The organism is Leekyejoonella antrihumi (assembly GCF_007845645.1).
In the GTDB taxonomy this organism is placed as follows: Bacteria; Actinomycetota; Actinomycetes; order Actinomycetales; family Dermatophilaceae; genus Leekyejoonella; species Leekyejoonella antrihumi.
The window spans coordinates 180,281-193,394 of sequence record NZ_VCQV01000001.1 but is presented as its reverse complement, the minus strand read 5'-3'; the positions used below and the strand labels follow the sequence as shown (position 1 = coordinate 193,394).

10 protein-coding genes are annotated in these 13,114 nt (G+C 68.6%); 6 read left to right on the top strand and 4 right to left on the bottom strand.

All coding sequences use genetic code 11. The features are described from left to right. Window positions 1-12: 12 nt before the first annotated feature. From FGL98_RS00890 to FGL98_RS00880, 3 genes are all read left to right on the top strand, one after another. Complete coding sequence (locus FGL98_RS00890; protein WP_146314766.1) at window positions 13-972, top strand: helix-turn-helix domain-containing protein; 960 nt, start codon at window positions 13-15, stop codon at window positions 970-972. Window positions 973-1,099: 127 nt separating this feature from the next. After that, complete coding sequence (locus FGL98_RS00885; protein WP_146314765.1) at window positions 1,100-2,407, top strand: adenylosuccinate synthase; 1,308 nt, start codon at window positions 1,100-1,102, stop codon at window positions 2,405-2,407. A gap of 46 nt (window positions 2,408-2,453) precedes the next feature. Beyond that, window positions 2,454-2,750: a hypothetical protein gene (locus FGL98_RS00880; protein WP_146314764.1), complete on the top strand. Its 297-nt coding sequence runs from the start codon at window positions 2,454-2,456 to the stop codon at window positions 2,748-2,750. A gap of 19 nt (window positions 2,751-2,769) precedes the next feature. On the opposite strand, the gene FGL98_RS00875 is transcribed toward FGL98_RS00880, so the two are convergent. Together FGL98_RS00875 and FGL98_RS00870 are read right to left on the bottom strand one after the other, a co-directional pair. Then, the gene (locus FGL98_RS00875) at window positions 2,770-5,256 is read right to left on the bottom strand and encodes a CHAT domain-containing protein (protein ID WP_146314763.1); all 2,487 of its coding nucleotides are present in this window, start codon (window positions 5,254-5,256) and stop codon (window positions 2,770-2,772) included. A 7-nt stretch (window positions 5,257-5,263) separates the two neighbouring features. Then, entirely contained in the window at window positions 5,264-6,865 is a 1,602-nt protein-coding gene (locus FGL98_RS00870; RefSeq protein ID WP_146314762.1) for a S8 family peptidase, read from the bottom strand. A gap of 403 nt (window positions 6,866-7,268) precedes the next feature. Here FGL98_RS00870 and FGL98_RS00865 point away from each other — a divergent pair, with 403 nt between their 5' ends. Beyond that, window positions 7,269-7,931 carry a Type 1 glutamine amidotransferase-like domain-containing protein gene (locus FGL98_RS00865; RefSeq protein ID WP_146314761.1) on the top strand — a complete coding sequence of 221 codons (663 nt, stop codon included), beginning with the start codon at window positions 7,269-7,271 and terminating at the stop codon, window positions 7,929-7,931. Between the two features lie 50 nt (window positions 7,932-7,981). Further along, window positions 7,982-9,730, top strand: coding sequence for a lysine--tRNA ligase (gene lysS / locus FGL98_RS00860; protein ID WP_146314760.1), 1,749 nt, complete (start codon window positions 7,982-7,984; stop codon window positions 9,728-9,730). Between the two features lie 26 nt (window positions 9,731-9,756). Here the strand turns inward: lysS and FGL98_RS00855 are convergent, their stop codons facing one another. Next, window positions 9,757-10,545 carry a helix-turn-helix domain-containing protein gene (locus FGL98_RS00855; protein WP_146314759.1) on the bottom strand — a complete coding sequence of 263 codons (789 nt, stop codon included), beginning with the start codon at window positions 10,543-10,545 and terminating at the stop codon, window positions 9,757-9,759. A 17-nt stretch (window positions 10,546-10,562) separates the two neighbouring features. Next, window positions 10,563-10,982: a VOC family protein gene (locus FGL98_RS00850; RefSeq protein WP_146314758.1), complete on the bottom strand. Its 420-nt coding sequence runs from the start codon at window positions 10,980-10,982 to the stop codon at window positions 10,563-10,565. 177 nt (window positions 10,983-11,159) lie between these two features. Between FGL98_RS00850 and FGL98_RS00845 the strand changes: the two genes are divergently transcribed. Next, on the top strand, window positions 11,160-13,091 hold the full coding sequence (locus FGL98_RS00845; RefSeq protein WP_186525896.1) for an acyltransferase family protein: 1,932 nt from the start codon (window positions 11,160-11,162) through the stop codon (window positions 13,089-13,091). The last annotated feature ends 23 nt before the right edge of the window (window positions 13,092-13,114 follow it).

Sequence of the window (13,114 nt, the reverse complement as noted above, 5' to 3'; positions counted from 1 at the left end):
GGGAGGCCCTGCATGAACGGTCGGCTGGCAGTCCTGGGCATCGGCCCCGAGGGCGAGGACCTCTATCGGCACATTCTGCGGATGCCGGGTCTCACCCTTGCGGCGCACGTCTCGCGGCTCGGGTGGACCGACTACGAGGCCGAGCACGCGCTGGAGCAGCTGCGAGCGCGGCGACTCGTGCGGGTGTCGGACCTGAGCGAGCTGGTGGCCGACCACCCGCGGGCGGCCCTCGAACGCGTCGTGAGCGCCGAGGAGGCGCGCCTCGCGACCCGGCGGCAGGACCTGGCCCGGGTGCGAGACGCGATCGACCAGTTCGCCGCGGATCACCGCATGGGGCAGGAGGACATCTCGACCGCGCAGCCTTCGCGGGAAAGAGTGGACCGGGCAGTGCTGGTCGCCGTTCACGAGCACCTGATGGCCTCGACCGTCGGCACGGTGCGACGGGCGGTGCGAACCGTGCCGGCCCGATCGATCGACGATCTGCCGACGGTGCGACAGCAGCTGGCCGGCGGCCGAGAGCAGCGCGCGCTCTACCCGCCGGATGCGGTCGATGCCGACTCGTCCTGGTTGACCGACTGGGCCGAGGCGGGCGAGCAGCAACGGGTGACGGCTCACCTGCCGTCGGAGTTCATCTGTTTCGGGGACGACGTTGCACTCGGCAGCACCGAATGGGGACGTCAGGACGGCGACTACGTCGTCCTGCGTGATCCGATGGTGGTGGGTGCGTTCATCGAGCTCTTCGACCGGTTGTGGTCTACCGCGGCGCCGCTGGACGAGGCCCCGGGAGGGTCGGACGGGCTCCTCGACCTGATGCGGCAGGGCCTGAAGGACGAGTCGATCGCCCGGGTCATGGGAGTGTCGCTGCGGACCGTTCGCCGCAGGATCGCCGTGCTGATGGACGAGCACGACGTGGACACCCGGTTCCAGCTGGCGCTGCGGCTCGCGGCCCGCGGGCACCTCCGAGACGAGTGAGCGCCGCGACGCGCCGCGCCGCCGTTGAACGCCGCCAGGTAGCCTGTGGGCTGCCGTGAGAGACGCCCGGACATGCGGGCGTTCTCCTGCACCATCACCGCAAAATTGAGGAAGAGGCGGCCGCCAGATGCCAGCAATCGTGCTCGTCGGTGCCCAGTGGGGCGACGAAGGCAAGGGGAAGGCCACCGACCTGCTCGGCAGCCGGATCGACTACGTCGTGAAGTTCAATGGCGGCAACAACGCGGGTCACACGGTGGTCATCGAGCAGCCGGACGGCAGTCGGGAGAAGTACGCGCTGCACCTGTTGCCCAGCGGCATCCTCACCGAGGGCGTCGTCCCCGTGATCGCCAATGGCGTCGTGATCGACCTCGGCGTGCTCTTCGAGGAGATCGACGCGCTGAATGCTCGCGGCATCGACACCTCGCGGCTGGTGGTCAGCGGCAACGCCCACGTGATCGCGTCCTACAACCGCACGCTCGACAAGGTGACCGAGCGGTTCCTCGGATCGCGCCGGATCGGGACCACCGGTCGCGGCATCGGCCCGACCTACGCCGACAAGATGAGCCGGGTCGGCATCCGCGTGCAGGACCTCTTCGACGAGTCGATCCTGCGGCAGAAGGTCGAGGCGGCGCTCGAGGTCAAGAACCAGGTGTTCGTCAAGGTCTACAACCGGCGCGCTTCCGACGTCGACGAGGTCGTCGAGGACCTGCTGCAGTATGTCGAGCGGTTGCGCCCCATGGTCGCCGACACCTCACTGCTGCTCGAGAAGGCATTGAACGACGACCAGGCGGTGCTCTGCGAGGCCGGCCAGGCGACCTTGCTGGATGTCGACCACGGCACCTACCCCTACGTCACCTCCTCCAACGCGATCTCCGCGGGCGCCTGCACCGGAGCCGGTATCCCGCCGACGCGGATCGACCGGGTCATCGCCGTCCTGAAGGCCTACACCACCCGTGTCGGGGAAGGCCCCTTCCCGACGGAGCTGCTCGACGACAAGGGCGAGTTCCTGCGCAAGCAAGGCGCCGAGTTCGGTGTCACGACGGGCCGTCCGCGCCGCTGCGGCTGGATGGACACGGTGATCGGGCGCTACGCGAACAGGGTCAACGGGGTCACGGACTTCGTGCTGACCAAGTTGGACATTCTCGGCGGCCTGGACACCGTGCCGGTCTGCGTCGCCTACGAGATCGACGGCGTGCGATACGACGAGATGCCGATGAGCCAGAGCGACTTCCACCACGCCACGCCCATCTATGAGGAGCTGCCCGGCTGGTTCGAGGACATCGGCACCTGCCGGACGTATGGCGAGCTGCCGGCCAACTGCCGGGCCTACGTCGAGTTCGTCGAGCAGCGCATCGGCGCACGCGTCTCGGTCATCGGCGTCGGGCCGGGCCGCGAGGAGGTCATCGTGCGTCACGACCTGCTCTCGGACAAGTGACCTCCAGCCCTTACGGTTGCTCGGCGAGCAGCCGCGCGGACCGCGCATGAAGAGCCTTGGCCTGCGCCCCGACTACGCCGCCGGGCTGGCGGCGCGGACCGTGTCCGGCAACCCACCGCCTACGGCGTTCCTCATCACCTTGTGGGCGCTGACGGTGATCCTGCTGGGAGGCGTGGTCGCGGCGCTGCTCGGCGCCTACCGGCTGCGGCAGAAGACGCGCGACATGCCGGAGGGTCAGCAGCGATCCGGCAAGCGGGGGCAGGCCGGCTGCCTGCTGATTGCCGCCATTCCCGCAACGTTGTTCGGGCTCTTTCTGCTCACCTGGGCCATCGGCATCAGCTGACCGCCGGCCGGCGGGAGCGTCACCAGCCGGCGCCGAAGCACATGAAGGTGCTCGGCACCTGCATGCCGATCCGCGTGGTTGCCTCGGCGAGGGCATCCGACGGCAGGACCCCTCGGGCGAGCAGCTGGTGAGTCGAGGAGAGCACCTCGCAGGCCACGTCGTCATCCACGCTGGCGGGCGAGGCGATCACGACTCGGGACCCGGCGTGCAACCAGGCAGCCGGCATGCCGATGGCCTCCTCGCCCCAACGGACCGCCGAGCGACCCACCTCGCATGCGGACAGCAGCACGATGTCCGGCACGTGGCCCAGCCGGTCGATGTCGTAGCCGAACCAGAGTCCGTCGTGCAGCTCCAGCCCCGAAAAGAGTGGGTTGTCCGCGGAGTGCCTCCCGTGAGCCGCAACATGCAGCACGTCCGCCCGTGCCGCGACGCCGGCGACGCGCTCCGTGCTCGCCTCGGAGCCGGTGAGAACCGTCGCATCCTGCCACGCGGCAGCACTGCGCACGACCTCCTCCTCGGCGCGCGCCACGAGGGGCCCGGAGACCAGAGCGGCATGTCGGGGCCGCGTTGCAGTGTCTGCGTGTTCGAGCCAGAGCGTCGCGGATCGAGGAAGGGTCACCGGAGTGCCCTGCAGTCCGCGCAGCAGTGTCCACGGCACGCCGGCGAGGGAACCCGAGGGAACCAAGACGATCGGTCGATCCTTGAGGAGGTCGGCAACCGGTGCTATCAGCCGATCGGCCATGGCCGACAGACGGTGATCGAGGCTGCCGATGACAACGGCTCGCAGCTGCTCGGGCAGGTGTGCGGCGGACACGTCAAGATCAGCCTGGAGCCCGCGCAGCAGGTGCCGAACGTCATCGAAGCGCCCGAGATCGAGGACCCGGGCATCCGTGCGCGTTACGACGAGGGCGTGCATACGGCCATCCATCACGACATGCGCGAGTAGTACGCCGTCCCGGTCCTCAAGGCGAGCCTGGAGCTGAGCCAGGCTCGCGGGCTCGGTGATCACGCCGGATCCTTCGTCGTGCCAGGCTTCTTCGCGAATCTTCCGGCGGAGCTCGCGCGTCTCACTCGCGAGTGACGGCGCGGGCTGCCCGGTCGTCGCAGCCTTGTCGAGCTCAAGGGTCAGCTTGCGAAGCCGGCGCAGCTGCTCGGCATGCTGCGAGCCGACGGTAGGACGGACGGGGGCGACACGCGTGGCCAGCGCACGGGCGCGTTCCGCCCACTCGAAGACCACCTGAGGAGTGCCGTCCTGCACTGCAGTGCGTAGGCCGTGCATCGCCAGGTCGCGACCATGCCCGACGAGCGAGCTCTGCAGATCGAGACTGCCGAAGGCCGACTGCCATGCGTGCAGCTCGGTGAGGCCGTGTCGAGCGCTATCGAGCGCCGCTTCGACGTCCCCGGCTGCACGCGCACTTTCGGCCCGAACCTGGCTCGCCAGTATGCGGTTCGACAGTGGCGCATCCTCGCTTTCTTCGATCCGAGCGAGTCGCTCGAGTGCCGCCTCGGGGTCGCCCGCGCGGATGGCAAGGCGCACGGACTGCAACTCCAGAGCCGTCGCGTCATGCACCAGCCCCTGCTCACGCAGGAGCGCCGCCACCTCTGCCGACTCCTGGCTGAGTGCGGTCCGGCGCCTGCCGGTCAGCACCTCCGCCTCCAACGCGACGGCGCGGGCCCGCACCGCCCACACCTGGCTGCCGTTGCCGGTGAAGAGGCGCATCGCCTGGCGGGCCACGCGGCGTGCCTCCCTCGGGTCTTCGCGCAGGAGCAGGCGGGCGAGCACGAGCAGCGCCTCGGCCTGGCGCTTGCGCATGCGACGACGCGCGAACGCACTGGCCGCGGCGCGGAGTGCATCGGCGGCGTCATGCGGCATACCTGCGGCCACGAGTGCCTCCGCACGGTCCTGACTGCCCACGGCCTCGTAGACCGGTCCGAGCTCCTGGAACGTCGGACGCGCCTGGTCCATGAGCTGGATGGCGCGGACCACGTCACCGGCCAGCAGGTAGGCGTAGCCCAGATTGTGCAGTGCCTTGTCCGACTGATGCGTGAGGTGCACTGCGACGTAGTGCTCGCTCGAGGCCTCGAAGGATGCGATCGCCGCGTCCGGGGCGCTCCGTTGCAGATGGATGTTGCCGAGGGTCAGATAGAGGTTGCCGAGCGCGCGATGAGCTTCCGGGTCGATCAGTGGCGCGGCGCGCTCCAGGTCCGCCAGTGCCGTGGCGCCGTCCCCGGCACGCATGTGCAGCAGCCCGAGCTGGGACCAGATGAGGCCGCGAACCAGATCGGGCACATCGGGCAGGTCGAGGGCGCGTCCGCAGCGCGCGAGCCCGTCATCGATCGTGCCCAGCTCAGCCTCGGTGTAGGCCAGGCTGAGCTCGATCCGGGCGCGCGTCTCATTGTTCTCGGCGCGAGAAAGGGCCTGTTGGAATGCCTTTCGAGCCGTGGCGTGACGCCCGGCATTGCTCGCCTCGAGACCTCGTTGGTGAAGTTCTACTGCGCTGAGCACCCGTTCATCATGACGTACGGCGGTCGTCCGCGGTAACCGCGCTCACGGCGGCACGCGAACGTGCGACGGCATCGGGGATGGTGTCTTTCTTCGGCAGCCCATCCACGAGTTGCTGCGCGATGCGGCCGGCCACAACCGGCGCGGCGAAGGAGGTTCCGCTCCACAGAGCGAAGCCACCGCGGAAGTCGTCCGGGTCGATCGTCGCGCGAAGGTGGCCGTGGGCTCGCGTGCGCATCGTCGGCTGAGCCCCTCCCTGAAATGCGGGCATGGTGCTGAGCACCGAGGCGCCGGGCGCATAGGTGCGAACCCAGGGGCCGGTGTTGCTGAACATCGCGACGCTGCGCTGCGAGGGGTTCAGGGCACCCACGGACACCACGGGCACGAGGTCCCTGCTGTCCTCGGTGGCAAATGCTGCCGGATAGAACGGGCGTGCGGTTGCGTCGTTGCCGGCCGAGCACACGACGGTGGTTCCGCTGCCACTGAGCACCTGAAGGACCCCACGCAGGGTCGGGTCGAAGAGCACGTCGTCCGGGGTCTCGTGGTAGTAGCCCATCGACAGGTTCAGGACGTCGATCGGGTGTCCGCCGGGCTGACCCACAGCATGTCGGCGGGCGAGCTCCGCGATCTGGGTGATCGAGTCGAGCCAGTCGGACTCGACGATGCGGCCGCTGGACGAGACCGCGCGCCAGGCGAGGATGTCGGCGTCCGGGCAGCCCTGGTGCACGAGCCCGGCGATGAAGGTACCGTGGCCGGCCTCTGGATCGATGCTGCCGTCGAGCGGGCCCTCATGGTCGCCGCCGACCTCCGGGTCGGTGATCGGGTTCGTGTCACCGATGGGGTGGCCGTCCAGCGTGACGTCCGTGCGAACGACGCCGTCGAGCCATGGATGACGTCCGCAGCCGGTGTCGAGGATCGCGACCACGGGTCGCCGTCCGCGGATCGCGTCGTCCGCCCTGCGGGTCGGGCGAGCTCCCGCATACGTCACGGGTTCTCTGCCGCCGGAGCCGAGCCGCGCGTAGGACATGACGCCGGCGCTCCGGTGCGAGGCGGACTGGGGGCTGCCGACCGGGTTGGAGTTCTCGACCGGGTTGGAGTTCTCGACCGGGTTGGAGTTCTCCACGGGGTTGGAGTTCTCCACGGGGTTGGAGTTCTCGACCGGGTTGGAGTTCTCCACGGGGTTGGACTCCAGCGCCGTCACCGTCATCACGTGGTCCAGAGCCACCGCAGTCAGCGCGTCGGCCCCGAACTCGGCCCGCGCGTGCTGCAACAGCAACCATCCGTCCGGCGCCGGCGCAGCGGTCCGAGCCTTCACCCCGAGCCGCAGCCGGGTGATGCCAAGCGGACCGTCCGGTCCCTGGCAGCGCGACCCCGAGCACGTGCACTCGTCCTGGGGCGAGTGACGGTCGTCATGGTCGAAACCTACGGTCCACCCGAGGCGGTCGGCCACCACCTCGAGCTGCTGCATGAGCTCGTCCGCCTTGCCGTGGGTCGACAGCAGGAGTCGCGGCCCCAGATACGTCGTGCTGCCCGGGCTGACCCCAGCAACGGTGATGGTGTTCGCCGGGTCGAGTGCGCGGCTCGCGGCGTTGGCGCTGTTGTTCCTGCTCACGGACTCATCCATTCGACGTATGGGGTTGTGGACGACGATGGGGGCGGCGACCACGGACGAAGTCGCCGCTCCCACCATCTCATCGAGTAGTGCAGTTTCCCCCTGTAACTGCACAAAACACGGCGCCCGGATTGTGACAACGCCCCAGTCCGCGTCCATCTCGATCCTGAGGACTCCCCGTGTGCCCTCAATCGTCAAGGAGCGCGGTCTCACAGCGGTGATACATGACACATCCAACTTTCTTGGTGCCGCCGATGGGGACGTACAGTCAGCGAACAGCTCGACAGGCGTTCAGGAATGCGGCAGACTCGCCGCACGGTGTCAACGGGCCTCGGCGCCGGCCGCTCGTTGGGTTTGAGCAACCGTGCCCTCCGCGTTCGCCCATGACCAAAGGGATCAGGCAATGAAGCTGCTTCTCACCTCTGGCGGCGTCACGAACACCAGCATCCGCGTCGCCCTGACCGACCTGTTGGGCAAGCCGATCGCCGAGTCGCACGCCCTGGTCGTGCCGACCGCGCAGTGGGGTCACCCGTCGTGCGGACCGGCATCGGTGAGGGGGCTGGTCGCCGCCGAGCCGACCTGGGAGCGCCTGTCCGGCTTGGGCTGGGCGTCGCTCGGTGTCCTCGAGCTCACTGCGCTACCCACCATCGGGGTGGACCGCTGGGTCCCGTGGGTGCGGGAGGCCGACGTGCTGCTGGTCGACGGTGGGGATGCGACGTACCTGTGTCACTGGATGCGGGAGTCGGGGCTGGCCGATCTGTTGCCGTCCCTGCCCGAGACCGTCTGGGTGGGTGTAAGCGCCGGAAGCATGGTGATGACTCCCCGCATCGGGGAGTCTTTTGTCAACTGGCCGTCCGCGCCCGACGACCGCACGCTGGGGGTGGTCGACTTCTCGATCTTCCCGCACCTGGACCTGTTCCCGACCAACACCCTCGGCGACGCTGAGCGGTGGGCCGCCGACATCGGCGTCCCCTGCTATGCCATCGACGAGCAGACGGCCATCGTGGTCGTCGATGGCTGCGTCGAGGTGGTATCTGAAGGACAATGGACGAAATTCGGGTCGTAGCGCCCCGCCACAGGGTGCTGCACTCCGCCCCATCAGTAAACTAGCGCCTCGTGACCGATCAGCAGCTGGATGACTGGGTGTCCCGACTCGCCGACGACGTGATCGCGGAGGCGCACAAGCAGGGCGCCAAGGTCGTCTGCGCCTCCGGCCTGTCACCCTCCGGCCCGATCCACCTGGGCAACCTTCGCGAGGTGATGATGCCACACCTGGTGGCGGACGAGGTGAAGCGTCGCGGGGTCGACTGCGAGCACATCATCAGCTGGGACGACTTCGACCGGTTCCGCAAGGTGCCGAATGTCGAGGGTGTGGACGCCGGCTGGGAGCAGCACATCGGCAAGCCGCTGACCTCCGTGCCGCCGCCGACCGGATCGGCGCACGCCTCCTGGGCGGCGCACTTTCGAGCGCAGTGCGAGGAGGGACTGGCAGCGCTCGGTATCGACTACCGCGGCATCAGCCAGACTGAGCAGTACACGGCCGGTGCCTACACCGAGCAGGTCCTCTTCGCGATGGCGCACCGCGAGGAGATCGACGAGGTCCTGGAGCGGTATCGCACGCTGCCCAAGGCGGCGGGCAAGGGTGGCAAGCAGCAGAAGCTGGATGCCGATCAGGCCGCGGCCGCCGCCGACGCGGCGGAAGGCTCCGGCGCCGCAGCGGAGTCCGACGGTGCCGGCTCGAGCGGCTACTACCCCTATCGGCCGTACTGCTCGGTGTGTGACAAGGACTCCACCACGGTCACTGGCTACGACGACGAGACGAAGCAGCTCTCCTACATGTGCGAGTGCGGACACAGCGAGACCGTCTCCCTTCGCGAGCACCGCCGCGGCAAGCTGGCCTGGAAGGTCGACTGGCCGATGCGCTGGGCCTACGAGAAGGTGATCTTCGAACCGTCCGGTGTCGACCACCAGTCGCCCGGTTCGTCGTTCGTGGTCGGCAAGGACGTCGCGCCGATCTTCGGCTGGCGCAGGCCGATCGGGCCGATGTACGCGTTCGTCGGCATCCGCGGCATGGCCAAGATGTCGTCGTCCAAGGGCGGTGTGCCGGTCGCGACCGAGGCGCTGCGCTATATGGAGCCCCCGCTGCTGCGGTGGTTGTACGCCCGCAAGAAGCCGAACCAGGCATTCGACATCGCGCTCGACACCGAGATCCAGCGCATGTATGACGAGTGGGACTCCCTGACGCGCAAGGTCGGGTCGGGCAAGGCGCAGCCCGGCGACATCGCGGCCTACGCCCGGGCCGTGCGGACGGCGAAGGGTCAGCTCGCGCTGACACCGCACGTGCTGCCCTACCGGTCGATCGCCTCTGTGGTCGACATCACCACGGGCGACGACGCGCAGACGCAGCGCATCCTGGCCGCGCTCGACCCCGAGCGGCCGATCGCCTCCCTCGACGAGTTGCAGCCGCGACTCGGCTGCGCCGGCCGGTGGGTTGCCGAGCGGATGGATCCGGACGAGCGCACCGTCGTGCGCGCGGAGCCGGACGCCGCGGTGCTCGCGGAGCTGAGCGACGAGCAGCGCGACGGGCTGCGCCTGCTGCTGGACGGTAGGCAGGGTCAGCTGGCCGCGATCGAGGACGGCTGGTCGCTGGAGGCGCTGACCCACCAGGTCTACGGCGTGCCGAAGGTGCAGCGGGGCCTGGCCGCCGACCAGATCGTCAAGGGAGACAAGGAGCTCGGCGCTGCGCAGCGGAAGTTCTTCACGCTGCTCTACACGCTGCTGATCGGCAAGGACACCGGCCCGCGGCTGCCGACGCTGCTGCTCGCCGTCGGGCCGCAGCAGGTCCGTGCACTGCTGACGCCCTGACCACCGGGAACGTCGAGGGTCGAGCGCTACTCAGCGGGTGCGAACCCGCCGCGTACCAGCCAGCGCGATGGAGCGACCCCGGCGAACTCTCGCCATTCACGGGCCAGGTGTGCCTGATCGGCATACCCGGTCAGGTACGCCGCGCGGGAGAGGGTCGTGCAGCCGCGAACGGCCTCGACCGATCGCTCGAACCTCATGAGGCGACAGACGGTCTTCGGGGCGACGCCGAACTCTGTGGTGAATCTGGAGCGCAGGTAGCGGACGGACCAGCCGGACTCGTCGGCCAGCGACCGCACCGAGACCAGGCCGTCGGCGCGGGCCAACCGACGCCATACCTGCCCGGCGACGTCATCGCTCGGCTGCTCGGGGAGTCGCGCCAGGAGGATCTGGCACAGCACGTCCAGGCAGCTCCATCCGGGAGCACGGCGGACCCGTTCGGTCAGATCGGTGCCCAGGTGACCGAGCAGATCGGTCAGATCGACCGCACTTCCCACGAGCTCGGCCGCAGGGATCCCAAACAGCTCGTGCAGGCCCGGCGGAGTGAGATAGAGCATGATGCCGTGCTGGGATCCGTCGTGGTGGATCGTCGCGGGGCTGGTGTGCAGCCCGGAGAACGAGGCCTGGAAGTGATGCATTCCGCTCAGGCCGAGCCCGCTGAGGTCGAGACCCGCGCCGAGGTCGAAGACGCACGTGACGTCGGCGGACGGCAGCCCGATGTGTGTCCCCGGCGCACAGCCGGTGATGCGGTATCCCTGGATACCGCGCACGTAGGGCGTCAGCGCTGCCGGGAGCGGATGTTCGAGGTGCTCGTGCACAAGGCCAGCGTAGGCCGCTAACCGGCGTAGGTGCCGAAGCTCCAACGGTTGCCCTCGCCGTCCTTGATGCTGAAACCTCGCGACCCGTAGTCCTCATCGCGCATCTCGCGAACCACCTGTGCCCCCAGTCTCTGGGCACGTTGCCACACGGCGTCGGGGTCGTCCGTCACGACGTAGGACGATGCCGCACCGGGGTTGACGCTGAAGTCCGACTCGGTGGTGTCACGACTGCTGAGCATGACCCGGCCGCCTTCCGGCCAAAGCATCTCGCTGTGCTGGATTCCGCGGTTCTCGGCCTTCACCACGATGCCCTCCGTGAATCCGAGGTCACGCAACCATCCGCGGGCAGTGGGCACATCGGCATAGGTCAATCCGGTCCAGATGTTGTGATCCGGCCGGGTGGTCGATGGTTCGGTCGCCTTGTCGTCGGTGTTCATGGCATCAGCCTGACGGATGCGTGGCATCACTGCATTGAACGAATCGGCACGGTGGGCCGCCGGCCTCCTGCCGGCAGCGATCGAATCTTGACCATGCCGGTGCGTCGCGCGGTTCTGCGCGCTGTGTCCACATACGCTCGAAGCGGATGTGGGAGTTGTAGCGGTAGGGAAGAGATGATGCCGGAAAGGAAGGACGGGTCGCGTCCGGCCCGTCGCATCGAGGGGCTCGACGGCCTTCGCGCCCTGGCTGTCGTTGCCGTGGTGCTGTTTCATCTGCGCTCGCAGAGCTTGCCCGGCGGCTTCGTCGGGGTCGATGTGTTCTTCGTCCTCAGCGGCTTCCTGATCACCACCTTGCTGCTGCGTGAGGTGCGCACGAACGGGCACCTCGACCTGCCGGCATTCTGGTTGCGGCGGGCCCGTCGCCTGCTGCCGGCGATTCTCCTGGTCCTGCTGGTGACCGTCCCCGCCGCCTGGCTGGTCGGCGGTGACCTGCTGGTCCATGTTCGGCGTCAGGTCCTCGGGGCACTGACGTTCAGCAACAACTGGCTCGAGATCTCAGCCGGATCCAGCTACTTCGCGCAGACCTCCCCAGAACTGTTCGTCAACTTCTGGTCGCTGGCGGTCGAAGAGCAGTTCTACCTGGTGTGGCCGGTCGCCTTCGCGGTCCTCCTGGCGCTGGTGACCAGGGCCCGTTATCGGATCGGGCTCATCCTGGTCGTAGCCGGTGCCTCGGCCCTGCTCATGGGCGTGCTCGTCACCCCGGGACAGGACGCGACCCGTGCCTACTACGGCACCGACTCGCACCTCTTCGGCCTCATGATCGGGGTCGCTCTGGCCCTCTTCTGGGCTGCACCGCGGGGTCGGATGCTGCAGGATCGCCGGTGGGCGTCGTGGCGCACGCCGGTCGTGGCAGCCGGGTTGGCCGGTCTGCTGGCGCTCATGCTGCTCCTCGGTGAGTCCGAGGTGGTGACGTTCCGGGGCGGGCTTCTGGCGGCCGGCCTGCTCACTGCGGTGCTGATCGCAGCGCTGCTCGCGGGACCGAGCCTCGCCCGTACCATCCTGACCTGGTCGACCCTCGAATGGATCGGGGAGCGGTCCTACGGCATCTACCTCTGGCACTGGCCGATCATTCTCGTTGTGGATGCAGCCCTGCCGGCTACGGTGCCGGACTCCGGGCTCGACTGGTTCGGCAGGGCACTGGCGGTGCTGCTCACCCTGGCCATCTCGGCCGCCTCCTACCGATGGGTGGAGCTTCCGGTCCGCCGGCTCGGTTTCCGGCAGGCGGTCGCCGAATTCATCGCGGACCTGCGACGGTCCTGGCCGACCGCCCCCGCGACGAAGGTGGCCGCCGCCTCGGGTGTGCTCCTGCTGTCGGCCTGCAGCGTGGCCGTCGTGGGCGCGCCGGACAAGTCTGCAGTGCAACGACAGGTCGAGGCGAATGAGCACATCGTCGCAGAGTCGTCCGACCATGTGACTGCCACACCGACGCCGACAAGGCTTCCCGACACGACCACGGCGAGCGGGCCGACCACGCCTTCGGAGACGCCTTCCGCAGCGAAGGAGCCTGCCCAGACCAAGAAGCCGACCAAACCCGATCACGGCCCGTTCGAGATGCCGACCGGCGAGGACATCACGGCATTCGGAGACTCTCTGATCGTCACCAGCGCGACCGGCCTCGCGGACCGGTTTCCGGGCATCATGATGGATGCCAAGTCGAATCGGCGGTGGTCGGACGGCATCGCAGCGGTGCACCGGCGTCTCGCCGAGGGGACGGTCCGCCGAGCGGTCGTGATCGACTTCGGCACCAACGGTGGCATTCCGCATTGGCAGACCGTGCGAGACGCGCTCGATGCCCTTGGTCCGGACCGGATGATCGTGCTGGTCAACCTCTATGGCGTCAGCGACTGGATCCCTGACGCCAACCAGGCCCTCGCCAGGATCGCCGGTGACTACCCGAATGTCACTGTCGCCGACTGGCACTCGACGATCTCGGCGCACCCCGACATGCTGCAGGCCGACGGCGTCCACCCGAATATCCCGGGCGCCAACCTCTACGCCGACATGGTCAAGAGCGCATTCCGTCGCCTCGCCGAGCAGTCGACAGACTGAGGCGCACTCCTGCGCACGTGTCG